The 24,231-nt window shown below is 61.7% G+C and carries 24 protein-coding genes; 14 read left to right on the plus strand and 10 right to left on the minus strand.

The window, feature by feature from the left end; genetic code table 11:
• Positions 1–5: 5 nt before the first annotated feature.
• The 3 genes from ACLGGT_RS05930 to eutB are packed head-to-tail and all read right to left on the minus strand — an operon-like array spanning position 6 to position 2,456.
• The gene (locus ACLGGT_RS05930; protein ID WP_437195278.1) at positions 6–479 is read right to left on the minus strand and encodes an Lrp/AsnC family transcriptional regulator; all 474 of its coding nucleotides are present in this window, start codon (positions 477–479) and stop codon (positions 6–8) included.
• A complete protein-coding gene (locus ACLGGT_RS05935) occupies positions 476–1,465 on the minus strand; it encodes a cyclodeaminase (RefSeq protein ID WP_437195279.1) in 990 nt (329 codons plus the stop codon). Before ACLGGT_RS05935 ends, ACLGGT_RS05930 begins: the two co-directional genes overlap by 4 nt.
• Entirely contained in the window at positions 1,455–2,456 is a 1,002-nt protein-coding gene (eutB, locus tag ACLGGT_RS05940) for a hydroxyectoine utilization dehydratase EutB (RefSeq protein ID WP_437195280.1), read from the minus strand. The genes ACLGGT_RS05935 and eutB overlap by 11 nt, the downstream gene beginning before the upstream one ends.
• A gap of 167 nt (positions 2,457–2,623) precedes the next feature.
• Between eutB and doeA the strand changes: the two genes are divergently transcribed.
• Complete coding sequence (doeA, locus tag ACLGGT_RS05945) at positions 2,624–3,808, plus strand: ectoine hydrolase DoeA (RefSeq protein WP_008282601.1); 1,185 nt, start codon at positions 2,624–2,626, stop codon at positions 3,806–3,808.
• A 48-nt stretch (positions 3,809–3,856) separates the two neighbouring features.
• Here doeA and ACLGGT_RS05950 read toward each other — a convergent pair whose 3' ends face one another.
• Together ACLGGT_RS05950 and ACLGGT_RS05955 are read right to left on the minus strand one after the other, a co-directional pair.
• The gene (locus ACLGGT_RS05950) at positions 3,857–4,807 is read right to left on the minus strand and encodes an MBL fold metallo-hydrolase (protein WP_437195283.1); all 951 of its coding nucleotides are present in this window, start codon (positions 4,805–4,807) and stop codon (positions 3,857–3,859) included.
• A gap of 1 nt (position 4,808) precedes the next feature.
• Complete coding sequence (locus ACLGGT_RS05955) at positions 4,809–5,723, minus strand: MBL fold metallo-hydrolase (RefSeq protein WP_437195284.1); 915 nt, start codon at positions 5,721–5,723, stop codon at positions 4,809–4,811.
• A 157-nt stretch (positions 5,724–5,880) separates the two neighbouring features.
• Here ACLGGT_RS05955 and ACLGGT_RS05960 point away from each other — a divergent pair, with 157 nt between their 5' ends.
• The gene (locus ACLGGT_RS05960) at positions 5,881–6,750 is read left to right on the plus strand and encodes a substrate-binding domain-containing protein (protein ID WP_437195285.1); all 870 of its coding nucleotides are present in this window, start codon (positions 5,881–5,883) and stop codon (positions 6,748–6,750) included.
• 84 nt (positions 6,751–6,834) lie between these two features.
• Here ACLGGT_RS05960 and ACLGGT_RS05965 read toward each other — a convergent pair whose 3' ends face one another.
• The 5 genes from ACLGGT_RS05965 to ACLGGT_RS05985 form a co-directional block, all read right to left on the minus strand.
• Positions 6,835–7,662, minus strand: coding sequence for a substrate-binding domain-containing protein (locus ACLGGT_RS05965; RefSeq protein WP_437195286.1), 828 nt, complete (start codon positions 7,660–7,662; stop codon positions 6,835–6,837).
• Between the two features lie 25 nt (positions 7,663–7,687).
• A complete protein-coding gene (locus ACLGGT_RS05970; RefSeq protein WP_437195288.1) occupies positions 7,688–8,437 on the minus strand; it encodes an ATP-binding cassette domain-containing protein in 750 nt (249 codons plus the stop codon).
• A gap of 13 nt (positions 8,438–8,450) precedes the next feature.
• The gene (locus tag ACLGGT_RS05975; protein ID WP_008282608.1) at positions 8,451–9,158 is read right to left on the minus strand and encodes an ABC transporter permease; all 708 of its coding nucleotides are present in this window, start codon (positions 9,156–9,158) and stop codon (positions 8,451–8,453) included.
• A gap of 73 nt (positions 9,159–9,231) precedes the next feature.
• Positions 9,232–9,921 carry a class I SAM-dependent methyltransferase gene (locus tag ACLGGT_RS05980; RefSeq protein ID WP_437195289.1) on the minus strand — a complete coding sequence of 230 codons (690 nt, stop codon included), beginning with the start codon at positions 9,919–9,921 and terminating at the stop codon, positions 9,232–9,234.
• The gene (locus tag ACLGGT_RS05985; protein ID WP_437195291.1) at positions 9,914–11,041 is read right to left on the minus strand and encodes a CaiB/BaiF CoA transferase family protein; all 1,128 of its coding nucleotides are present in this window, start codon (positions 11,039–11,041) and stop codon (positions 9,914–9,916) included. The genes ACLGGT_RS05980 and ACLGGT_RS05985 overlap by 8 nt, the downstream gene beginning before the upstream one ends.
• Positions 11,042–11,194: 153 nt before the next feature.
• On the opposite strand from ACLGGT_RS05985, the gene ACLGGT_RS05990 reads away from it, so the two are divergent.
• From ACLGGT_RS05990 to ACLGGT_RS06045, 12 genes are all read left to right on the plus strand, one after another.
• Entirely contained in the window at positions 11,195–12,130 is a 936-nt protein-coding gene (locus ACLGGT_RS05990) for a LysR family transcriptional regulator (RefSeq protein ID WP_437195292.1), read from the plus strand.
• Between the two features lie 88 nt (positions 12,131–12,218).
• On the plus strand, positions 12,219–13,403 hold the full coding sequence (locus tag ACLGGT_RS05995; protein ID WP_437195294.1) for an acyl-CoA dehydrogenase family protein: 1,185 nt from the start codon (positions 12,219–12,221) through the stop codon (positions 13,401–13,403).
• 9 nt (positions 13,404–13,412) lie between these two features.
• Complete coding sequence (locus tag ACLGGT_RS06000; protein WP_437195295.1) at positions 13,413–14,231, plus strand: FAS1-like dehydratase domain-containing protein; 819 nt, start codon at positions 13,413–13,415, stop codon at positions 14,229–14,231.
• Positions 14,232–14,271: 40 nt separating this feature from the next.
• Positions 14,272–14,595, plus strand: coding sequence for an ArsR/SmtB family transcription factor (locus ACLGGT_RS06005; RefSeq protein WP_008282615.1), 324 nt, complete (start codon positions 14,272–14,274; stop codon positions 14,593–14,595).
• Positions 14,596–14,642: 47 nt separating this feature from the next.
• Positions 14,643–15,692, plus strand: coding sequence for a permease (locus ACLGGT_RS06010; RefSeq protein ID WP_437195296.1), 1,050 nt, complete (start codon positions 14,643–14,645; stop codon positions 15,690–15,692).
• On the plus strand, positions 15,689–16,522 hold the full coding sequence (locus ACLGGT_RS06015) for a transglutaminase domain-containing protein (protein ID WP_437195298.1): 834 nt from the start codon (positions 15,689–15,691) through the stop codon (positions 16,520–16,522). Before ACLGGT_RS06010 ends, ACLGGT_RS06015 begins: the two co-directional genes overlap by 4 nt.
• Positions 16,523–16,683: 161 nt before the next feature.
• On the plus strand, positions 16,684–17,700 hold the full coding sequence (locus tag ACLGGT_RS06020; protein ID WP_437195300.1) for a BMP family protein: 1,017 nt from the start codon (positions 16,684–16,686) through the stop codon (positions 17,698–17,700).
• Position 17,701: 1 nt separating this feature from the next.
• Positions 17,702–19,249: an ABC transporter ATP-binding protein gene (locus tag ACLGGT_RS06025; protein WP_437195302.1), complete on the plus strand. Its 1,548-nt coding sequence runs from the start codon at positions 17,702–17,704 to the stop codon at positions 19,247–19,249.
• The gene (locus ACLGGT_RS06030; protein ID WP_437195304.1) at positions 19,239–20,288 is read left to right on the plus strand and encodes an ABC transporter permease; all 1,050 of its coding nucleotides are present in this window, start codon (positions 19,239–19,241) and stop codon (positions 20,286–20,288) included. Before ACLGGT_RS06025 ends, ACLGGT_RS06030 begins: the two co-directional genes overlap by 11 nt.
• A 3-nt stretch (positions 20,289–20,291) precedes the next feature.
• On the plus strand, positions 20,292–21,236 hold the full coding sequence (locus ACLGGT_RS06035; RefSeq protein ID WP_081507322.1) for an ABC transporter permease: 945 nt from the start codon (positions 20,292–20,294) through the stop codon (positions 21,234–21,236).
• Complete coding sequence (locus ACLGGT_RS06040; protein ID WP_437195306.1) at positions 21,236–22,513, plus strand: amidohydrolase family protein; 1,278 nt, start codon at positions 21,236–21,238, stop codon at positions 22,511–22,513. The genes ACLGGT_RS06035 and ACLGGT_RS06040 overlap by 1 nt, the downstream gene beginning before the upstream one ends.
• Positions 22,514–22,611: 98 nt before the next feature.
• Positions 22,612–24,231 carry a DUF4139 domain-containing protein gene (locus ACLGGT_RS06045; RefSeq protein ID WP_437195307.1) on the plus strand — a complete coding sequence of 540 codons (1,620 nt, stop codon included), beginning with the start codon at positions 22,612–22,614 and terminating at the stop codon, positions 24,229–24,231.

Raw genomic sequence — 24,231 nt, forward strand, 5'->3', positions numbered from 1 at the left:
ATGTTTCATTCAAAGAAGATCTCAAACGGTGGCAGGCGCGGGGATTTGACGGGCTTGGTCACGATATAGGTGAAATAGCGCGCCAATCCGATCCGCGCCTCTAGCATCTGATCAATCAGTCGTTGATAGCTGTCGATGTCCCGGGTGACGATCTGCATCAGATAGTCAAATCCGCCGCCCAACGCCCAACAGGCCGTCACCTCTTCATAACGGTGCATACTGTCCTCAAAGGCGCGGAAACTGGCGGGGGTGTGATCCGCAAGCTCCACCGCGACAAAGACGGTCACATGCGAGCCCAGCTTCTTGAGGTTGATGCGCGCATGATAGCCCTCGATCAGCCCCGCCTCCTCCAGCCGCTTGAGCCGCTCCCAGCAGGGGCTGGCAGACAGGCCCACACGCGCGGCCAAATCGGCCTTGGTGATGCGGCCTTCCTCGGCCAGCACCCTCAGGATATCGAGATCGCGTGCGTCAAGTTTCATGCAGCGATGACCGTACCCACGTCACGCCCCGCAAGCCGCGCCATCACATGGGTGGCAATCGCCGTATCCTGAACGCCGGTGCCGGTCAGATCGCAAATGGTGATTTCGGCATCGTTCTTGCGCCCACGCGCGCGGCCCTGGATTACGTCGCCCAATTCGGCTGGCGCGCCCTTGGTCCATATCCCGGCCTCGATCGCGCTGCGCAATTCACCCAACTGTTCCACCTGCGCGGCGCGGTCGGCAACATAGAGATCGGCCCGGACCAGCGCCTGCGGATCAATCTCGTTCTTGCCGGCCTGATCGGATCCCATGGCCGTGATGTGCAGTTCAGGATGCAGCCATTTCGCCTCGATTACGGGCGTCTTTGCCGGGGTTGTGGAGATCACCAACTGGCTGGCCATCACCAGATCTGCGGGGGTGTCCACCACATGAATATCACATTCGAGATCGGCCAGATCGGCCGCGCAGGTGCGCGCGCGGTCGGCATCGCGCCCCCAGATCAGCAGACGGTCATAGGGGCGCACCAGCCGCGCCGCTCGCGCCTGAAGCCGCGCCTGAACGCCGGTGCCGATAATGCCCGCCGTCTGCACCACCTTGGGGGCCAGATGCTGCGCCGCCACCGCGCCAGCCGCCGCCGTGCGCAGATCAGTCAGATAGCCATTGTCGAGAAACACCGCCTCGACCAGACCGGTCTTGGCGGAAAAGAGGATCATCAGACCGTTCAGGCTGGGCAGGCCCAATTTGGGATTGTCAAAGAAACCGGGGCTGACCTTGATCGCGAAACCGTCAAAGCCGGGGATATAGGCGGTTTTCACATCCACCTCGCCATGCACGGCAGCCAAATCCATCGACATCACCGGCGGCATGACCACCCCGCCATCCGACAGCGCGGCAAAGGCCTGCTCGATCACCTTGACCGTCTCAAGGTCGAGCGTGATCGCGCGGCGCAATTCTGTCTCTGTCACGATCCTTATATCATGTGCCATATTTCCGACCTTCAATCACCTTGTCGCCTAAAATCACGGTTTGCCCGGTCATCACCTTAGTAAAGAGCGCCATATCAAGGTTACGGCCCGTGATGATGGTGGCGGTTGGCCCTTGGGGCGCAAGTTTGCCACTCAGCACCGCCGCAAGACCCACGACGCAGGCCCCCTCTGCCACGATCCGATCCTCGTAATAGAGCACCTGCATGGCATGATAAATCTCTTCTTCGGTCACAAGGATCACATCGTCCAAAAGATCGCGGCACATGGCATAGCTGAGACGGTTCTGCATCCCAACGCCACCGCCCAGACTATCGGCAAGGCTTGGCACTTCTTCGACCTCGACAGGATGCCCGGCGCGGATGCTTTCATACATCGCGGCACCTCGGTCCATGCTGATCCCGATCACGCGCAGGGACGGCTTGATCGTCTTGGCGGCCAGCGCCACCCCCGCCGCCAGCCCCCCGCCCGACAACGGCACGAGCAGCGTCTGGGTATCCGGGCGCGCCGCCATGATTTCCAATCCGATGGTCCCCTGCCCGGCAATGACCAGCGGATCATCAAAGGGCGAAATCTCGGTTAACCCGTCCTCGGCAACCAGCCGTTCCACCTCGGTCTGTGCCGCGTCCTGAGAGCGCCCGATGATCCTGACCTCTGCGCCCAGCGCGCGGATGCCCTCCACCTTGGCCTGCGGCACCAGGTCCGACATACAGATCACCGCCCGCAATCCGCGTGCCCGCGCGGCATAGGCCACGCCGCGCCCGTGATTCCCGGTCGAGCAACAGGTGACGCCCGCCGCATCCTGCGCCCCGGCCACCGCGTTGAGCGCGCCGCGCAGCTTGAAGGCACCGATGGGTTGCATATTCTCGAGCTTGAGCAAGAAGTCCTCGCCTGTTACCGCGCTCATGTAGGGCGAGGGAACGAGAGGCGTGCGGTCAGCGACCCCAGAAATCACCTGTGCCGCAGCATAGACATCGGCCAGAACAGGGCGCATGAGGGTCTTCCTTGTTTAGGGTGCGGGCAGAGTGCGCTGGAGCGAGCCTAGCGTCAACTCTGCGGCGCAGGATGGTCTGAAAACGACAAAACGGGGCGTTTTTCTTGGGGCAGGCCTGTTCCAAAGCCACAAGTATGGCGGGGATATTTCAACGACGGACCCCCGACATGATTGAAAAAGACCTGCCCTTCTCGGCTCAGGAATACCAGCGCCGGTTGGACAAGACCCGCACTGCCATGGCCCGCCTTGACCTTGACGCGCTCTTTGTGACCGACCCTTCAAATCAGCATTGGCTGACCGGCTATGATGGCTGGTCGTTCTATGTGCATCAGGGCGTTTTGGTCTTTCCCGAGGCCGATCCAATCTGGTGGGGCCGCAATCAGGATGCCAATGGCGGTGTGCGCACGGTCTGGATGACGGACGATCGCGTGATCGGCTATGCCGACAATTACGTGCAGTCGACCGAACGCCACCCGATGCAGGATCTGGCAGAGCGACTTAAGGGTATGGGCCTTGCCGATAAACGCATCGGCGTGGAAATGGACAACTACTATTTCTCGGCCAAGGCGATGCAGACCCTGCGCGAGGAACTGCCCGAGGCAACATTCCTTGACGCCACCGCGCTGGTCAACTGGCAGCGCACGGTGAAATCCGAGGAAGAGCTTGGCTTTATGCGCAAGGCCGCGCTGATTTCGGAGAAGATCACCGACGGGTTGATGGAACGGGTCGAGCCGGGCATTCCCAAGAACGAAATCGTGGCCGAGATTTTCCGTGATGCCATCCGAGGGGTAGAGGGCGCGTGGGGCGACTATCCCGCAATCGTGCCGCTTTTGCCGTCAGGTTCGGATGCCGCAGCGCCGCATCTGACATGGAACGGGCGCGAGTTTGCGACGGGGGAAGCGACCTTCTTTGAAATTTCCGGCTGTTACCGCCGCTATCACACGCCGTTCTGCCGCACGCTGTTTCTGGGCAAGCCGCCGCAATTCCTGCTTGATGCGGAAAAGGCGCTGGTCGAGGGGCTGGAAGCGGGGCTAGAGGCCGCAAAGGCAGGCAACCGCGCCTGTGACATCGCCAACGCGTTGGCCGCCCCGCTGGAGCGTGCGGGCATCGAACGCGGCGCGCGCTGTGGCTATCCCATCGGTCTGAGCTATCCGCCCGACTGGGGCGAACGCACGATTTCGCTGCGCTCCGAGGATGAAACCGTGCTGGAACCGGGAATGACATTCCATTTCATGCCCGGTCTCTGGATGTCGGACTGGGGTTTGGAAATCACCGAGTCGATCCTGATCAAGGAAAGCGGCCCGGCGGAAACCTTCTGCAACCGCCCGCGCAAGATGTTCGTCAAGGACTGACCCAATAAGGCCCCCACATCGACCGTGGGGGCCTTTTGCAATCCCGCTCTATTCCCATTCCATCTGTTCATAGACCCGGCCCGCATTCTTGGTGGCCAGTTCTTCGAACGTATCAAGGTGGGTATAGGCGGATTGGTCGACGTAATAGGCCCCGGCCAAGTCACCGCCGGCGTCGATATGCGCGCGGATTTGGGCGCGCAGATGTTCCAAGTAGCCTTTGGTGTAGCGGCGTACCTGATCCATGTTGGTCGGGTGGCCATGACCGGGGATCACATAGGTGGCACCCAGCGGCTCGAATTCAGCATCCCAAGTTTCCAGCCAATCCGCCGTGATCGTATCGGCAAAGATTGGCAGCATCCGTTCGTGAAACGCCATGTCGCCGGAAATCACAAGGCCTTGGTCGGGCAGCCAGATGACAATGTCTCCGGGGCTGTGAGCGGGGCCAAGATAGCGCGCCTCGATCCGGAAATCGCCCATCTCGACAGTATACTCATCAGTGAAGGTTTCGGTCGGCAGCACCACGCTGGTGCTTTCGGCGCGCTCTTTGGTCACGCGCTGCGCCGCGTCCAGATCACCGCCGCCGTGGTTCTCGAACTCGGCCGCCGCATCCACATGCGCCACAATCGGCACGCCCTGTTCGGCCCAATAGGAATTGCCCAGCATGGCGTGGCCTTGGCCATTCTCGTTGAACACCAGCTTGACCGGCTGATCGGTGATCGCCTTGATCTCTGCGTGCAGCGCCTTGGCCAATCCATAGGACGCGCCACCGTTGATCACCACCACCCCATCGCCAGTCACGATAAAGCTGAGGTTGTTGTTATGTCCGGCATTGTCATAGGTGGGCGGCGCGGTGGCACCGATGGCAGACCAGACATGCGGGATCACTTCGAAAGGCTTGGAATAGAGCAGCGACGCAGGATATTGGTCAGCAATATCCTCACTCGCCAGTGCAGCACTGCCAGACCAAAGCAGAAGAGCGGATAGCATCGCGCGCAACATCTTACACCTCCGTGACGAAACGATAGGCATCGCCATCGCGCTCTACCCGGCCCAGCCCGCCCTCGGGCAGGTGAAAGCCGACCATCGCCATCTGATCGGTCGCCAATTGATCCAAGAGCCGCAGGCGCGTGGCAATCCCGGTCTCGGCATCCTGATCCGATCCGCTGGCCCAATCGGGGCGCGCAAAGGCTAGATGCCCGTTGCCGATGGCATCGCCCACCACCAGCGCCGCCTCGGTGCCGTGACGAACCTCAAACGCGATATGGCCGGGCGTGTGACCGGGTGTATCATGCGCGAGGATACCCGGCAGCACCTCTTGCCCGCCGCTGATGAATTCGATCTGATCCTCGATGGCCGCAAGCCGCCGTGCCGCGCCCACGGCGAAGCTGGCACGCTCTGCGCCGATGCTGTCAACCGTGGCGGGATCGGTCCAGTAATCCCATTCCGCCTGCCCGATCATATAGCTGGCATTGGCAAACACCGGATCGTCGAAATCATCCAACACGCCCCAGAGGTGATCGGGGTGCGCATGGGTAAACAGAACATGGGTGATATCATCGGCACCAAGCCCAATGGCGCCAAGCGCATCTAGAATTTTGCCCGCTGTGGGCATGAAACCAGACCCGGACCCAGCATCAAACAGCACTGTGTTCGTGCCATCCTGTAACAGTGTCAGATTGCAGGGCGGCTCGACCGTGTCGCCGGTGATGCCGTACTGCGCCAGAACAGGGGCGGCATCGGCAGCGGGCAGGTTGCCCAACAAAAACTCCATGGGCAGCACAAGATTGCCATCGCTGAGTGTGGTGATCTTGGCATCGCCCAAGGTCAGCTCTATCGCGGCAAAGCTGGGGCGCGGCAGGCCGACAAGCGTGCTGGCCCCCATAGCCGCCAGAACTTGACGTCGGTTGAATCGCATGGCTTCCCTCTCCCTCATTTATTCGCATTTGTGAATATGATGATCTGGCACGCCTCAAAATACAAGTCAAAACAAGGCTGCGTTTCATGCTGATTTCCGCGCAGAGATGCGGTAGGAACGCAGCATCAATCCTCCTTTTGCGTGATCGTCAAAGCCCATGGACAGTGAACTTCCTGCCTACCTGACAACGAAAGAGGTCGCAGACCTGCTTCGGGTGAAGGAGCGTAAGGTTTACGACATGGTCGCCACCGGCGAGATCCCGCATCGCAAGATCACCGGCAAGCTCTTGTTTCCCCATAACGAGTTGATGTGCTGGATCGAGGGAACGGGCGTCACCCTGCCCTCTGAGCGCCCCGCGCTTGTGACCGGCTCTCACGATCCGCTGCTGGATTGGGCCCTGCGCGAAAGCGGCGCGGGTTTGGCAACGCTGTGGAACGGAAGCTGTGATGGGCTGGAGGTCTTTGCCGAGGGGCGTGCCGTTTTGGCGGGGCTGCATATTCCGGGCGATGCCGATTGGAATATTCCAGCGCTCGAGGCACGCGGGCTGCGCGACGCCGTGCTGATCGGCTGGGCAGCGCGTGCGCGCGGCCTGATCCTGACCCCTGCTGTTGCAGATATGGTGCAGGGGTTTGGTGATCTACGCGGGCGGCGCGTGATCCTGCGGCAAGAGGGTGCCGGCACGACCGCGCTCTTTGACAGGATGATGGCCGAGGCGGGGCTGTCACAGGGGGATATCCTGACACCGACAAGCCCGGCCCATACCGAAAGCGATGCCGCCGCCGCTGTGGCCGCAGGCGAGGCCGAGGCCACCCTTGGGATCGAATCCATGGCGCGGCAATTTCGGCTGGTGTTCCGCCCCTTGGTGCAAGAGCGCTTTGACCTGCTCATCGACCGCCGCGCCTATTTTACTGAACCGGTGCAACGCCTTGTTGCCTTCATGCGGTCTGAGACGATGATCGCCAAGGCCGAGGCGCTTGGCGGCTATGATCTGGACGGGCTTGGGACGGTGCGCTGGATTTCCGCCTGAGGCCGTGCTGTTCGATTACGGCGTAAATTTTTGGGCGGGGTTAGTGAAAACCCCGCCCATTTCAAAGCTCTGTTCAGCCTTGGCTTAGCCTTCTGCGTTCGGGAAGAACAATTGCTGACCGTCAATCTTGTAATCAGCTATGGCCTGCTGCCCCTCGGTCGACAGAATCCAATCAATGAACATCTGCCCGGCTTCGGCCTTAACATTCGCATGCTTTTCCGGGTTCACAAGGATGATGCCATATTGGTTGAAGAGGCGATTATCACCCTCGACTGCAATTTGATACTCACCCTTGTTGCCAAAGGAAATCCACGTGGCACGGTCGGTCAGCACATACGCGCCCATGGCCGTGCCAGTATTCAGCGTGGCGCCCATGCCGGACCCAGTTTCACGATACCACCCGCCGGACGCGGCAGCAGCATCAACGCCCGCCTCTTTCCAGAGCTTCAATTCCGCCTTGTGGGTGCCGCTATCATCCCCACGCGACGCAAAGGGGGCACCGACCTCTGCGATCTTGGTCAAAGCCGCCGCAATATCCTTGGTCCCGGCGATACCCGCCGGATCGGCAGAGGGGCCAACAAGGATGAAATCGTTATACATCACGTCCGAGCGTTGTAGCCCATGGCCTTCGGCCACGAATTTCTCTTCAGAAGCCTTGGCATGGACAAAGAGCACGTCGCCGTCGCCATTCATCGCATTATTTATGGCCTGCCCGGTGCCTACGGCCACGACACGCACCTCGATGCCGGTTTTGTCCTGAAAAATCGGCAGAAGGTGATCGAATAGCCCAGAATTCTGGGTGGAGGTGGTGGATTGCACCACGATGAACTGATCCTGCGCCTGTACATTGCCAGAAAGGCCCAAAGCAACCGCCGCACCGGCGGCAAGCGAAAAGAGGTGACGTCTGAGCATGAAAAACTCCCGTTTCGTTTGGATTTCAAAAGGTTGAACTTGTGTAGAGCCGACCTTGGGTCCAAGCGCGCGCGGCCTCAGACTTGGGGTGGCCAAGAACTTGGTCAATCGGGCCGCTTTCAGCCACTTGGCCGGCATGCAGGAAAAGCACCTCGTCGCCCATGCGCCGCGCTTGGCCCATGTCATGTGTGATCATGACGATGGTCACACCGCGCCCATGGGCGGCGTTGATCAGATCCTCGATTCTCTGGGTTGATGCGGGATCGAGGCTGCTGGTGGGCTCATCTAGAAACAGAAGACGCGGTTGACAGATCAACGCCCGTGCCAAGGCAAGACGCTGTTGCTCGCCGCCCGACAGCACCCGCGCTGGATGCCGCGCCAGATCGTTCAGCCCTGCCATATCAAGGGCACGCGCCGCTTGCTCTGCGCGCTCTGCCCCACGGACACCATGCACCGAAAGGGCGAAATTTAGGTTGGCCAGCACGGAGCGGCGCAGCATTACGGGGCGCTGAAAGACCATCGCCTGCGTGCGCCGCGCCCGATCATCAGGGTCCGCACCCTGCCATAGAATCTGCCCGGACGTGGCGGGCAAAAGCCCATGCAAAAGGCGCAATAGCAGGCTCTTGCCTGCGCCATTGGCCCCCATGACAAGCGTGCGCCGACCTTCGGGAATTGCCACTGACACCTTGTCAATCAAACGCTTGCCACCCGCGTGAAAGCACAGATCGCGCGCCGCGAGCAGACTATCTTGCGTGGCAACTTTGGCCGGGTTCATATCCATCACCGTGTCACGCATAGGCCGCACGCACCGCAGAGGCCCGAAGCGCCATGACCACCGCATTCACCAGCAAGGCTATCACTAGCAGCAACACGCCCAGCGCCAGCGCCAGTTCCAGATTGCCCTTGGATGTCTCAAGCGCGATGGTGGTGGTCATCACACGGGTCACGTGATTGATGTTGCCGCCCACGATCAGCACCGCGCCAACCTCGGCCACGGCGCGGCCAAAACCCGCCAATGCCACGGTCATCAAGCTATAGCGCGCATCCCACAAAAGCGCTGTGACCCGCTGATAGGCGCGCAGGCCCATCGAGGCGAATTGCTCTGCATATTCGCCATGCAGATCTTCGACCACCTGTTTGGTGAGCGCGGCAACGATGGGCGTTACCAAAATGGTCTGCGCGATGATCATCGCCGCAGGCGTGTAGAGCAATTGAAGCGGACCAAAGGGCCCAGAGGCCGACAGCATGAGATAGACGAACAGCCCTACCACCACCGGCGGCAGGCCCATCAACGCATTGAGCACCACCGTGACAACCGCGCGCCCCGGAAAGCGGAACGCGCCCACCAATGCCCCAAGCGGGAGCCCGATAAGACAGGACAAAAGAACCGCAGTCAGCGTCACGCGCAACGATAGAACGACAATCTCGCTTAGGTTTCGATCCCAATTGAGGATCAGCGCCAGCGCCTCTGCCATGATGTCGCCAAAGCTGAACACGTGCGATTTCTCCCCTCTGCGGGAAAAAAAGCACAAAAAAACATAAGATGCCAGCCCCTAACGCGACAGGCCCTTAGGGTTTTGCGGCGCGCAACCGCCAGAGTCGTAGCGGTTGGATCAACCCTGGGCCCTTTGGCCCGACGCTGACATGTGCCGCAAAAAGCCGTCCGAGTGTTTCACGCTGCGCCTCGGCCAGCGCGCGGCGTGCAGGATCGACACGGGCAAGGGAGGCGATAAAAGCCTCTAGATCGGCTATCGGTGTCGGCCGTTCATAGGTGACGGGCGCAGGGCCGATGGCCACGCGAGCCGCCAACAGCGCGTCTATTGCCCGAATCGCCGCGTGCCGTATCTCTGTCTCGTCCTCAACCGGGCGCATCACCTCGAAAAACGCACCCTCTGCCACGGGCTCGACAATCATCAATTCGCCACCGGGGCGCAGCATGCGCAAGGCCTCGCGCAACGCGGCCTGCATCAGCGGTTCGGGCACGTGATGCAGCGAATTGAGGAAGATACAGGCGTCAAAGGATGCCGTCGCAAAGGGCAATGCCTCGGCCCCGCCTTGCACAAAGCGCCCCTCGGGCACAGCCATGCGCGCGGCGGCCACTGCCTCGGGCGCGGGGTCTATTCCGGTCACAGTATAGCCTGCGCGCCGCAGGGTGCGCGCCAATGCCCCGTGGCCACAGCCGATGTCGAGCACATCACGCGCGCCGATGTCGGCAAGGATCGTCAAAAGGCGCGCGGATGTATCCAGCGCCTCAGTCATCGCCAAACTCTTGGCGCAAGGTATCGGTATGCGCGCCAAGGGCGGGCACGGCACCCAGAGTGGCATCACACCCATCCATCTGCGCGCCGGGGGCCAGCATCTGCACCGGGCCAGAGGGGGTCTCGACGGTGACGTGACGATTTTGCGGATGGGTGACGAGATCCTCCATCTCACTGACGCGGCCATAGGCGATACGCGCGGCACGCAGGCGGTCTGCCATGGCATCGCGAGGGAGCGCCGCAAAGACAGGCCGCAGGATCGCATCCAACGCTGCCCGATTGGCAACACGGGCTGAATTGCTGTCAAACCTCGGATCACGGGCCAGCGCGGCATCGCCCAATATCGCCTCGCAGAACACCGCCCATTCGCGCTCGTTCTGGATTGAAATCAGCACCGCCTTGCCATCGCGGCCCTGATACACGCCATAGGGCGCGATGGTGGGATGGTTGAGGCCCGCACGCGGCGGCACCTTGCCGCCATAGGCATATTGCAGATAGGGCACATTCATCCAGTCGCCCAACGCATGAAAGAGCGACACCGCGATATGCCGCCCCACGCCGGTTGTCGCGCGCCCGATCAGTGCCTCTAGAATGGCCTGATAGGCGGTCATTCCCGCCGCAATGTCACAAACCGAAACGCCGGTGCGTGCCGGGCCATGCTCATTGCCGGTGATCGACGAGAGGCCGGTTTCGGCCTGCACCAAAAGGTCATACGCCTTTAGGTCTGCGAGCGGGCCGTCTTCGCCATAGCCTGAAATCGAGACGGTGATAAGACGCGGGTAATCGGCACGCAGTCGGTCGGGGGCAAATCCCAGTCGGTCAATCGCCCCCGGTGCAAGGTTCTGAATGAAGATATCCGCCCGCGCCAGCATGCGCTCCATCAGCGCGCGGTCTGCCTCTTGTCTCAGGTCGAGACAGAGTGATTCCTTGCCCCGGTTGAGCCAGACGAAATAGGCGCTCTCGCCATGAACCAGCGCATCATAGCCGCGCGCGAAATCACCTTCGGGCCGCTCGACCTTGATCACGCGCGCCCCAGCCTCTGCCAAACGACCAGAGGCATAGGGGGCGGCGACGGCCTGTTCGACGGAAACAACCAATAGTCCGGCTAGGTCTGTGCGCATCGGGGCCTCTTCTCTTTTAGGTGCGGTTTGGCAGGAACATGCCCTATTGCACCGGGTCTGGGAAATACCCGTGTAATTGAACGGGTATAGCGCCCGACTATGGGGTGCCATAGCCTTGCCCCTTGGTAGGGCGGCTTGGTAGAGCTTTCTCTTATGGATATTCGCCAACTTCGTTATTTCATCGCCATCGCCGAGGCACCCTCGCTGTCGGCGGCGGCGCATCGGTTGGGTGTGGCGCAGCCCTCACTCTCGCAGCATGTGGCGCGGATGGAAACCGAACTGGGCGTGCGTTTGATCGACCGGTGGCCGCGCGGCTCGATTCTGACTGCCGAAGGTCAGGTGCTTTTGCGCCATGCCCGCGAGATCAGCGCCGCGATGGCACGGTGCGAGGATGAGATGCGCGATGCCTCGGGCGCGCCACGTGGCAAGGTGGGGTTTGGACTGCCGCCGTCAGTGTCTATGGTCTTGTCCGTGCCTCTGGCCGAGACCGTGCGGGTGGAACTGCCCGATATCCGTCTGCGCGTGGTCGAGGCGATGAGCGGGTATATCAAGGCATGGGTGGCCGATGGAACGGTCGATATGGGGCTGATCTATGATCTTCAGGACGCGGATCATTTCCGCATCACCCATGTTCTGGATGAGCGCCTGCATGTCTATTCCGCCCCGGACAACTGGCCGTTTGAAACACCCCCCGGCACAGCCGTGCCCCTGCGCGCCCTGGAACCGCTCGACATGATCCTGCCGGAGGCAGCACATGGCCTGCGCAAAACAATCGAGAGCTATGCCACTCCGCTTGGCCTGCGCCTCAACGTGCCCATCGAGATGGACGCGATGACGCAGATCAAGGAACTGGTGGCGCGCGGATCGGGACACGCGATCTTTTCGCCCTCAGCGGTCCATGACGCGGTGGCGCGCGGCGAGCTTGTGGGCGCGCCCATCACAGATCCCGATATGGTGCGGCCCGTCTATCTTGTTTCAAACCCCGCCTTTCCCACCAGCCGCGCCAGCCGTGCGGTTGAGGCGATCACACTGGACGTGCTGCGCGATCTGGTGCGGCGGGGCATCTGGCAAGGTGAGCTGCGGCTATAGGCGCGCCCAATGGCGGCAAGCGGGCATTGATATTTCCGCAGGGATCGAAAACCTGTCACCTAGGGGCCAAGTAGTGTGAGGGGCTGACATGACATCCTTTGATCCAACCGCAGATTACGCCGACATCCGCGCAGGTGTGGCCCGCGTCTGCGCCGAATTTCCCGGTGCCTATTGGCGCGATCTGGACGCGCGCCGCGCCTATCCCAAGGATTTCGTCGATGCGCTGATCCGCGAGGGGTATCTGGCCGCGATGATCCCCGAGCAATACGGCGGATCGGGGCTCAACCTGACCGCTGCCGCCGTCATTCTTGAGGAAATCCACCGCTCTGGCTGCAACGCTGCCGCCTGTCACGCGCAGATGTATACGATGGGCAACGTTCTGCGCCACGGGTCCGAGGCGCAAAAGGCGGCCTACCTGCCCGGCATCGCCGATGGATCTTTGCGGCTTCAGGCCTTTGGGGTGACGGAACCGACCAGTGGCACCGATACATTGGCGCTGAAAACCACCGCGCGTCGGGATGGCGATGCCTATGTAATCAACGGCCAGAAAATCTGGACTTCGCGGGTCGAACACTCTGATTTGATGGTTCTCTTGGCCCGCACCACCCCGCGCGAAGAGGCGACATCGAAAACTGACGGTCTGTCGGTATTCCTGATCGACCTGCGCGGCAAAGTGGGGCACGGCATAGACATCCGCCCCATCCGAACCATGATCAACCATGCCACAACCGAGGTCTTTTTTGACAACCTGCGTATTCCGGCGGACTGCCTGATTGGCGACGAGGGCAAAGGATTTCGCTATATCCTGTCAGGGATGAATTCCGAGCGCATTCTGATTGCCGCCGAATGTATCGGCGATGCCAAATGGTTCCTCAGGACCGGGTCGGATTATGCCCGCGAGCGCGTTGTCTTTGGCGCGCCCATCGGGGTCAACCAAGGGGTGCAATTTCCGCTGGCGCGCGCGCAGGCGCACATGATGGCCGCTGAGGCGATCGTGTATCGCGCGGCGGCAATGTATGACGCAGGCCACAATCCCGGCGTCGAGGCGAACACCGCCAAGCTCTTGGCCTCTGAGGCGAGTTGGGAGGCGGCAGAGGCCTGCATGCAGACTCATGGCGGTTTTGCCTTTGCCGAGGAATATGATGTTGAGCGCAAGTTCCGCGAAGCGCGGCTGTATCAGATTGCGCCGATTTCGACCAATCTGATCCTGTGCCATATTGCCGAACAGGTGCTGGGCCTGCCAAAGTCTTATGGGCCGGGACGCGGGCAATAGGGGAAGCGAATGAACGACTACGCGGATTGGATCGGGCGCAGCTATAGCCGGTCAGAGCCGATTTCAGAACGCTTGGTGCGCGAATACCGCGCCACGCTGGCCGGCACATTGGCCGAGGCGGAAATGCCCGTTGGGCTGCATTGGTGTCTGGTTCCCGATACGGTAACGCCCGACCAACTGGGGCGTGATTGCCACCCCAAGACAGGGCTGTTCCTGCCTGCCTTACCCTTGCCGCGCCGCATGTGGGCGGGGGGAGAGATCGAATTTCACGCGCCCTTTGCGCCCGGTGATCTGGTCACGCGGGAAACGACGATTGACGATGTAACCTTCAAGGAGGGGCGCAGCGGCAAGCTGGGCTTTGTCACGCAACGGCATCTTTATAGCGTGGGCGGAGTGGCGCGTCTGACCGAACGGCAGGACATCGTGTATCGCGAAGACCCCAAGCCGGGACAAGCCAAGACGCCAGAGGCTGCTGAAGAGTGGCCCGATGCAACCGCATGGCAGATCACGCCGAATTCGACCCTGCTTTTCCGGTTCTCGTCGCTTACCTTCAACGGTCACCGCATCCATTATGATCACCCCTACGCGACCGGGGTTGAGGGATATGAGGGGCTGGTGGTGCATGGTCCGATGCAGGCGGTCTGGATGATGAATCTGGCCACGCATATTCTAGGCCATCTGCCTGCGCGGTTCTCTTATCGCGGGCTGACGCCGCTCATCTGCAACCTGCCCGTGGCGATTGAGGCCCGTCAGCATGAAGGCGGCATTGATCTGCGGGTGCGGCGTATGGGCGATGGGGTGGCGACCATGGCAGCACAAGCGGAATGAGATAGATTGACATAACTAGATTTATCGTTATATTTGCCCCATGAGTATCACAAGCCCCACCGCCCGCGCCCTTGCTGCCCTTGGCCATGACACGCGCCTTGCGATCTTTCGTCTGTTGGTGCGGGCGGGCGACGACGGGTTGAACGTGGGCGACATCGGCCAGCACCTGGATCAGGCGCCCTCGACACTTGCACATCATCTTTCGGCATTGGTCGATGCCGGGTTGGTGGTGCAAGAGAGACAGGGGCGCACGGTGATCAACCGCGTGGATTACGCCGCTATGCGCCGGACCTTGGATTTCCTGACCTCGGAATGCTGCACAGGGGTGAAACTGGCCAAAACAGAGACAGAAACAGCTGCCTGAACGCCCTTTTCTGGGCTTAATTAAACGATATTTCTAGGGATATGGACATGACAGACTCAAGCCTGCCTCAACCGCGCGCCACCGCCCTGCTGCGGCGCCTATGGAAGGATCACCGCATCTGGATGGTGTCAGCCATGATCCTGATCGTGCTTGCAGTTTTCGACGCGACGCAGGCGCGTGCCACGCTTTTGTTTACCAGCTACGCCCTCCTCAGCACTGCACCGTTTCTATTGCTGTCCATCGGCATCGCGGCGTGGGCCACGGCGACAGGCGCAGACAATATGATCGCGCGCGCCTTTACCGGCGCTCCGGCCTTGATGATCCTGCTTGCAGCCCTCGCGGGCGGCCTCTCGCCCTTTTGCTCTTGCGGGGTGATACCTCTTATCGCCGCCCTTTTGGCGATGGGGGTGCCGCTGTCGGCGGTGATGGCCTTTTGGCTGGCCTCGCCGGTGATGGACCCCTCGATGTTTATCCTCACGACCGGGGTCTTGGGTTTGGAATTCGCGATTGCCAAGACACTTGCTGCCGTGGGTTTGGGTCTGATGGGGGGCTGGGTTGTGCATCTGATGGGCCGTGCCGGGGGGCTGAGCGATCCGTTGCGCGACGGTATCGGCAACGGAGGCTGTGGTGGCAGCAAACTGCGCGCGCCCAAGCCGGTGGTCTGGCGCTTTTGGTCCGAGCCAGAGCGCCGGGCCAAGTTTGGCCGTGAGGCACGGAATGTGACCCTATTTCTGCTGAAATGGCTTACTCTGGCGTTTATTCTAGAAAGCCTGATGCTCGCCCTTATCCCGGCAGAGACCATCACGCAGGCGCTTGGGGGCACTGGCATCGGGCCGATCCTGCTGGGCACTCTGGTGGGCGTGCCTGCCTATCTGAATGGTTACGCCGCCCTGCCATTGGTCGGCGGCTTGATCGGCCAGGGCATGGCCCCCGGTGCTGGTCTGGCCTTTCTCGTGGCTGGGGGCGTCACCTCCTTGCCGGCCGCAATCGCAGTCTGGGCCTTGGTCAAGCCACGGGTCTTTGCGCTGTATATCGCGCTGTCGCTCTCGGGGGCCTTTGCCGCTGGCCTGCTTTTTCAGCTTTGGAACATGGCATGAGACAGTTGCATATTGAGGTGAGCGGCCTGAAACCCGGCACGCGCCTGCTGGCCCCGGCGGGGATGTGCAGCCCGCAAGAGACAGTCACGCGGGCAAGCGTGACCGGCGGGCAGATCATCGACGTGGTGTTAGAGGCCGAGTTGGGCCTTGCTGCGCTCTGGATCGAATCGACGGGCGAGAGCCTCACGCTTACGCATCGCATCGCCCCCGCGCCCAAGGGCATAGACTATCCCGAGGCGGTCTATGTGCCGCGCATCACCCGCTATACCCGCGCCGCCGATGATCTGGCCGAGGCCAGCCGCGCCCTTGCCGCCAAGGCGGGTGGGGCGCGCGCGGGCATCGACGCGTTGGTGGCCGAAGCGGAGGCACGTTTCATCTACGCCCATCCCGACGCGCGGTTCAATGATGGCACCGATGCGGTGCCCTATCTCTCTTGTGGCACGACGCCCGGCTCTTGTGTGGATATCAACACCTATCTCGTGGCCAGCCTGCGCGCGGCGGGCTATCAGGCGGGTTACGTTTATGGCTACTTCTTTCCAGCGGAAAAGGGGGGCGTTACCCATGACATGCATTGCTGGGTCGTTACCCGCCATGCGGGCGAAGTGCTGGACTGGGACATCGCGCATCACATGAAGGCAGGGCTTGGCCCAACGCGCCCCGGCCTTAATCCGCGTCCCGGTTGGCGGGTCGCACTTGGGCACTCCATGGGCCACGGCTATGATATGGGTGAAACAATGGCCCAACTGAAGCTCTTGGCCGAGCCAATGCAGGCGGGGCCGGGGGGCGCATGGCAGAAACTACCCATCATCGCGCGCCTGCCCGCAGCCTGACCCTTGCGGACCTGCCCGCAATTTGAGCATAAACCGCTGGGACTCGACCCACCGGCGGTTTAGTTTCGTCCATCGGTAAATTTCTGTAGAAAACCGGCCGGATAAATTTTACCAATTGGTAAAACCAAAAAGACTGCCCACCTGCCAACATGGAGAACCACATGACACGCCTGCCACTTTCCCGCCGCCGCTTTATGGCCACCTCGGCCGGGGCAGCGCTTATCGCCGGGGCCTCCGGCCTTGCATCGCCGCTGCGCGCCGCCGAACCGATCAAGACCGCCGGTATCTATACCGTGCCCGTTGAACAACAATGGGTCAGCCGTATTCACAAGGCCGCCCTGACCGCGCAAGAGCGTGGCGATGTCGAATACGTCTATTCCGAGAATGTCTCGAACACAGATTACGCCCGCGTGATGCGTGAATATGCCGAACAGGGCTACAAGCTCATTATTGGCGAGGTGTTCGCAGTCGAACAGGAAGCCCGTGAAGTGGCCGCTGATTATCCCGATATCGCCTTTTTGATGGGGTCGAGTTTCAAACAGGATGAGGCGCTCGCGAATTTCGCGGTGTTCGACAACTACATTCAGGACGCCTCTTACCTTTCGGGGATCATTGCGGGCGCGATGACCAAGACCGCCAATATCGGCATGGTCGGCGGCTTCCCGATCCCCGAGGTCAACCGCCTGATGCATGCCTTCATGGCCGGTGCCCGCGAGATGAACCCCGAGATCAAGTTTCAAGTAAGCTTTATCGGGTCTTGGTTCGATCCGCCCAAGGCCAAGGAAACTGCCTTTGCCATGATCGAAGGCGGTGCTGACATGCTCTATGCTGAGCGCTTTGGCGTCTCGGATGCGGCAAAGGAAAAGGGCGTGCTGGCCATCGGCAACGTCATCGACACCCAAGCCGACTATCCCGAAACGGTCGTGGCCTCGGCCATCTGGCATTTCGAGCCGACACTGGATGCCGCGATTGCTGCGGTCAATGCGGGCACGTTCACCGCAGCCGATTACGGCGTCTATTCGTTTATGAAAGAGGGCGGATCGTCCTTGGCGCCGCTTGGGACGTTCGAGGGCAAAGTGCCCGAGGCCGCCATGGCGCTGGTGGCGGAACGTGAAGCGGCGATCAAGGCGGGCACTTTCTCTGTCGAGATCAACGACGAAGAGCCGAAATCCTCTTGATATGACAGGCGCAGACACGGCGCAGGTCGTTCTGCGCCTCGATCGCATCACCAAGCGTTTCGGCGCGCTCACCGCGAATGACGCGGTGAGCCTTGATCTGCGACGGGGCGAGGTTGTTGCCCTTTTGGGCGAGAACGGTGCGGGTAAAACCACGCTGATGAACATCCTCTTTGGCCAATACACCGCCGATGAGGGACAGGTGATGGTGATGGGCCGGGCGCTGCCCCCCGGCAATCCGCGCGCCGCACTCGAGGCGGGCGTGGGCATGGTGCATCAGCATTTCACGCTGGCCGACAATCTGACTGTGCTGGAGAACGTGACACTCGGCACCGAGCCGCTTTGGCGTTGGCGGTCTGATCGTGCCGCCGCGCGCGACAAGATTGCCAAGCTCTCAGCCGATTTTCATCTGTCGGTCGATCCTGACGCCCGTGTTGGTAGCCTGACGGTTGGCGAACGGCAGCGCGTTGAAATCCTCAAGGCGCTCTACCGCGAGGCGCGCATTCTTATTCTGGATGAACCAACCGCCGTCTTGACCCCGCAGGAAACCGACGATCTTTTTACGACCCTGCGCGAGGCTGTAACCAAGGGCCTGTCGATTGTGTTCATCAGCCACAAACTGCATGAGGTGATGGATATCGCCCATCGGGTCGTGATCCTGCGCCACGGCAAGGTGGTGGCAGAAATGGCCACGACAGATACCGACCGCCACGCGCTTGCCGCCGCTATGGTTGGCAGCACGGTTAGCGCGCCACGGGTTGCCCCCGGCGTACCCGGCAAGGCGCTGTTGCATCTCGACGCGGTCGGAACACCTGACCGGGGCAGCGCACCGGGGTTGAAATCGGTGACTGTCAGCTTGCGCGCAGGCCAAATCACCGGGCTTGCCGGGGTCTCTGGAAACGGGCAGGCAGCGCTGGCCGATTTGATTGCCGGCCTAAGCACACCTGCGATGGGGCAGATCAACCTGGATGGGCACACACTGGCCGCATGGTCGCCACGTGCCGCTGTCGAGCATGGCATCGCCCGCATCCCGGAAGATCGGCACAAAACCGGCACGATTGCTGATTTTTCCCTAACCGAGAATGCCATTCTGGAAAGCTATCACAAGCCGCCCATGAGCCGCGCGGGTTGGATGAGCTGGTCGCAAGCCGAGGCTGAAACACAGGCGATCATCAAAGGCTATGACGTGCGCTGTCCCGGGCCGGATACCCGCATCCGCCTGCTTTCGGGTGGCAATATGCAGAAACTGATCCTTGGCCGCGTGCTCGAGGCCAATCCGCGCATCATCCTTGCCAATCAACCCGTGCGCGGCTTGGACATCGGCGCAGTGAACTATGTGCATGAACAATTGCTCAAGGCGCGCGACCGGGGAGCGGCGGTCTTGCTCATTTCCGAGGATCTGGATGAGATCATGGCGCTGTCGGATGTGATCCATGTGATGTCCGAGGGGCGGCTTTCACCGGAATTTGCGCGCGGCACCATGACGCCTGCCGAACTTGGCGTGTGGATGGCGGGCCACGGCTTTGACGAGGGGTTGGCGCATGCGTCTTGAACCCATCGCCAATCCGAGCCTCGCCCGCAGCACCCTGCCGCCTGCGCTAGCGATTGCTGCGACGGTTGTTGTCGCGTCTCTGTTGGCGATGCTCGCGGGGGCCAATCCCTTTGCCGTGCTGGGGCTGATCCTCAAGGGGGCGGCGGGATCGCAATTCGCCATGTTAGAGACACTTAACCGCGCCACGCCGCTGATTTTCACCGGGCTTGCTGTCGCGGTCGCCTTTCGTGCCCGGCTTTGGAATATCGGTGCCGAAGCACAACTTTACGCAGGCGCGTTGATGACCGTGGTTCTGGGCACTGGCGCGTTGCAATGGCCCGCCGCAGCGCTCTTGCCCATGCTGGTTCTTGTGGCGATGCTGGCGGGGGCGGTCGTTCTGCTTGTTCCGGCGCTGCTCAAAGTGAGGTTTGGCGTTGATGAGGTGGTCACAACGCTGCTCTTCAACTTCATCTTTCTGCTGTTCATATCGCTTCTGCTTGAGGGGCCGCTCAAAGATCCGATGGGTATGGGATGGCCCAAATCCGAACGACTGATCGCAGAGGCGCGCCTGCCGCGCATCGTCGAGGGGCTGCGCCTGCATTGGGGCTTTGCGCTCGCGCTGATTGCCGCCGCGCTTGTCTGGGTTATTCAACGCCGCACCACCTTGGGCTATGAGATGCGCGCCGTTGGCCTGAACCGCGAGGCGGCGCGCTTTGCGGGTATTCCGGTCAATGCGGTGCTGATCAAGACGGCGCTTCTCTCTGGTGGCCTTGCTGCGCTTGCGGGTTTCTCAGAGGTGGCGGGGGTCAAAGGGAGCCTGACGCTCGATCTCAGCCCCGGCTTTGGCTATACCGGGATCATTGTGGCGATGCTCGCGCTGCTCAATCCGTTGGGTGTCATCGCCGCCGCGCTATTCGTGGCGGGCATCTTTGTTGGTGCCGACAGCATGAGCCGCGCGGTGGGCGTGCCGACCTATCTGGCCGATATCATGCTGGCCACGGCGCTCTTGCTGATGGTGCTGGCGATCCTGCTCACGCGGTTCCGGGCGGTGAGGGAATAGCGCATGGAAATCCTTGATATCCTCCTCTCCGCCAGCTTCTGGGCCGCCGCGATCCGCATCGCGAGCCCCCTGATCTTTGCCACTCTGGGCGAATTGATCTGCGAGCGCGCGGGTGTTCTCAACCTCGGGATTGAGGGGATCATGGTGGCAGGGGCCTTTGCCGGGTGGATGGCGGTTTATTCCGGTCTGGGCCTTTGGCCAGGTGTTGCGGTGGCGATGGTGGTGGGCATGGGATTTGGCGCGGTGCATAGCCTTCTGACAGTGCCCTTTGGCCTTTCTCAGCACGTCGTGGGGCTGGGTGTGACGCTTCTCGCCACCTCGTCTACCTACTATGCCTATCGTCTGGCCCTGCCAGAGGTGACAAGCCCGCCCAAGATCACGGCGTTTCAACCTTGGGAAATCCCGCTGCTGTCCGATATTCCCCTGATTGGCCCAGCGCTTTTCTCGCAGACGCCACTGACCTATCTGGCCTTCATCCTTGTGGGCGTTGTCAGCCTTGTGCTCTATCGCACGCCACTGGGCCTTGCCCTGCGCGCGGCGGGTGAAAACCCGGCGGCCGTGGCGGCACAGGGCCTGTCTGTCACGGGTCTTCGCATGGGGGCGGTGATCGTTGGATCGGGGCTGATGGCGGTGGGGGGCGCGTTTCTGACCATGTCGGCGTTTGATTCCTTTTTCTTCGAAATGGTCAACGGGCGCGGCTGGATCTGCATCGCGCTCGTGGTTTTTGGCGCATGGAAGCCGGGCAAGGCGCTGTTGGGCGCCGTGCTCTTTGCTGCGTTTGACGCGCTGCAAATCCGGGTGCAACAGACACCGCTTGGGGCAGATATTCCCTATCAGATCTTCCTGATGACGCCCTATGTTCTCTCGATCCTCGCTCTTATCGTCATGTCGCGCCGCGCCGAGGTGCCCGCCGCCCTGATGGTGGCCTTCAACAAGGGAGAACGCTGATGTTCGATCTGATCGTCAAGGGGGGCACCCTGCCTGATGGCACCGTGGCCGATATCGGCATTACCGGCGACCGGATCACGGCGATTGGGCGGCTTGAAGGGGCCGAGGCAGGCCAAGTGATCGACGCCACCGGCGATCTTGTAAGCCAGCCCTTTGTCGATCCGCATTTTCACCTTGATGCAACGCTGAGCTATGGTCTGCCACGCATCAACGCCTCTGGCACGCTGCTGGAGGGGATCGGTCTCTGGGGCGAACTCAAGCAGATCGTCACGCAAGAGGAAATGGTCGCCCGCGCGCTCGATTATTGCGATTGGGCCGCCTCGATGGGTCTTTTGGCGATCCGCAGTCATGTGGATACCTGTGACGACAGCCTCAAGGGCGTGGCGGCGATGCTAGAGGTGCGCGACAAGGTCAAAGGCTATATCGACCTGCAACTCGTGGCCTTTCCACAGGACGGTTTTTACCGCGATCCGACGGCGCGCGCCAATACGGTCCGCGCGCTCGACATGGGCGTCGATGTGGTGGGCGGCATCCCGCATTTTGAGCGCACGATGGCAGATGGCGCGGGATCTGTCCGCGAACTCTGCGAGATTGCGGCGGAACGCGGTCTGCGCGTGGACATGCATTGCGACGAAAGCGATGATCCCCTCAGCCGCCACATCGAAACGCTGGCCTATGAGGCGCAACGCCTCGGGCTTCAGGGGCGGGTGGCCGGCAGCCACCTCACCTCGATGCACTCGATGGACAATTACTATGTTTCGAAACTTCTGCCGCTGATGGCCGAAGCAGGCGTGGCGGCGATTCCCAATCCGCTGATCAACATCATGTTGCAGGGGCGGCATGACACATTCCCGAAACGCCGCGGCCTGACACGGGTCAAGGAAATGCAGGCACAGGGCATCACCGTCGGCTGGGGTCAGGATTGCGTGCGCGATCCGTGGTATAGCCTTGGCACCGCCGATATGCTGGATGTCGCCTTCATGGGGCTGCATGTGGCGCAGATGTCGAGCCCCGACGAGATGCGCCGCTGCTTCGACATGGTAACGGTCGAGAACGCCCGGATTCTGGGGCTGGAGGGCTATGGGCTGCATGTCGGTGCCGTGGCCTCGCTTGTGGTGCTTGATGCGGGCGATCCGATTGAGGCGGTGCGCCTGCGGGCCGCACGCCTTGCCGTCGTGTCAAAAGGGCGGGTTATAGCGCGCACGCCGCGTGGCGATGCCATGCTAGATATCTCGGGGCGGCCCGGTTCGGTGCGGCGGCGGCACCCGGTGGCATAGGCGCATCCCGGCCTATCACAGGGCATGACCACGCGGCAGGCTTGCACCTTGGGCAACAAGGCGGGAACATCGTGCCGAACCGTTCAGGAGTGTTGCCCATGCGTGCCCTTTTCCTTGCTCTGCCTCTCGCCTCGCTTGCCCTGCCCGCCGTGGCCGAGGATATCGCGCTCTCCAGCCGCGTCAGCGCCGTGATCCTCTATCCGCAAGGTGCGACCGTGACCCGTGAAGTGGCGTTTTCGGCCCCAGCCGGACAGCATGACCTTATCCTTGCCGACCTGCCACAAGGGACGCCGCTGGCCTCGGTTCGGGTTGTGGTCGAGGGCGTACGCATGGGGGGTGTTACCACCCGCAACGATTACGTGCCGCCACGCGACGCCCCCGAAAGCGCCGCGCTGATCGACGCCCGCGCCACGCTGACACAGATAGAAGACGCGCTGCGCCTTGCGCGCAACGACATTGCCGATATCGAGCTTGAGGCCGAGGCCGCCCGTGCGCGCATCGCCTTTCTCGCGCAGATTGGTCAGGGCGATGGTGCAGCAACCCTTACGCCAGACCAGCTTCGCGCTCTGAGCGCTGTGATCGGCAGCGAGACCCTAGAGGCCCGTCAGGCAGAAGCCGCCGCCACCCGGCGCGCTGACACAGCAAAACGTGCCCTGAAGGACCAGATCAAGGCGCGCGATGCGGCGCGTCAAGCGCTCGAGGCGCTGGTGCCCGAGGATGAAGCCCGCGCCATGCTTGCCGTGGGAATCACCGCTGACGCCGAGACCCAAGGTACGCTGACCGTGACCTACACCATCCCTGATGCCGGTTGGCAGCCGCTCTATGATCTGCATCTGGCGCGCGACAGCGGCGCGGTCAGGATCGAGCGGGGCGCATTCGTGCAGCAATCCACTGGCGAGAATTGGCAGGATATCGCGCTTACCCTGTCGACCCTGCGCCCATCGGAACAGACCGAGCCGGGCCAGATCTGGCCTTGGATTGCGCGGATTGAAGATCCACAAGCGATCCAACCCATGGCGCGTGGCAAGGCCGAAACCGTGCTTATGGCCGCGCCAATGGCAGAGGCCGCCGCGTCTGACATGGCCGTGGCCAGCTTTGACGGGCTATCTGTCACCTATAGCTATCCCGCCCCTGTCAGCGTTACCACCGGCGCCGATAATGTCCGCCTGATGCTGACCCCGTTGGAAACCAAGGCAGAGGTCGTGGCCCAAGCCGTGCCGATGCTGGATCAGACCGCCTATCTGATGGCGCGACTGACCAATGACACCGGCGAGATGCTCTTGCCCACCTCTGAGGCGCGGTTTTATCTTGATGGGCGCTATGTTGGGCAACGCTGGCTGAACCTGATCGCGGATGGGGACAAGGCCGACATGTCCTTTGGCCCGATCGAGGGTCTGCGCCTGACCCGTCTGGTGCGCGACCGAAACGAGGGCGACCGGGGGATTCTGACGAAATCCAACGAACAGACCGAGACGGTCGAGATCACCGTCGAAAACCTGACCGGCGAGGCATGGCCGCTGCGCCTGATCGACCGCGTGCCGGTCTCCGAGCAAGAGGATCTGGAGATCACATGGACCGCAGAACCGATGCCCACCGAGCGTGACATCGACGGCGAACGGGGCATTCTGGCGTGGACCTTTGATCTGCCTGCCAAAGAGACACAGGCCATCACAGTGAAGACACGGCTGACATGGCCCGAGGGTAAGGTGCTGCACTGA

It is taken from the genome of Roseovarius sp. MS2 (assembly GCF_051447875.1).
GTDB classification, from domain to species: Bacteria; Pseudomonadota; Alphaproteobacteria; order Rhodobacterales; family Rhodobacteraceae; genus Roseovarius; species Roseovarius mucosus_A.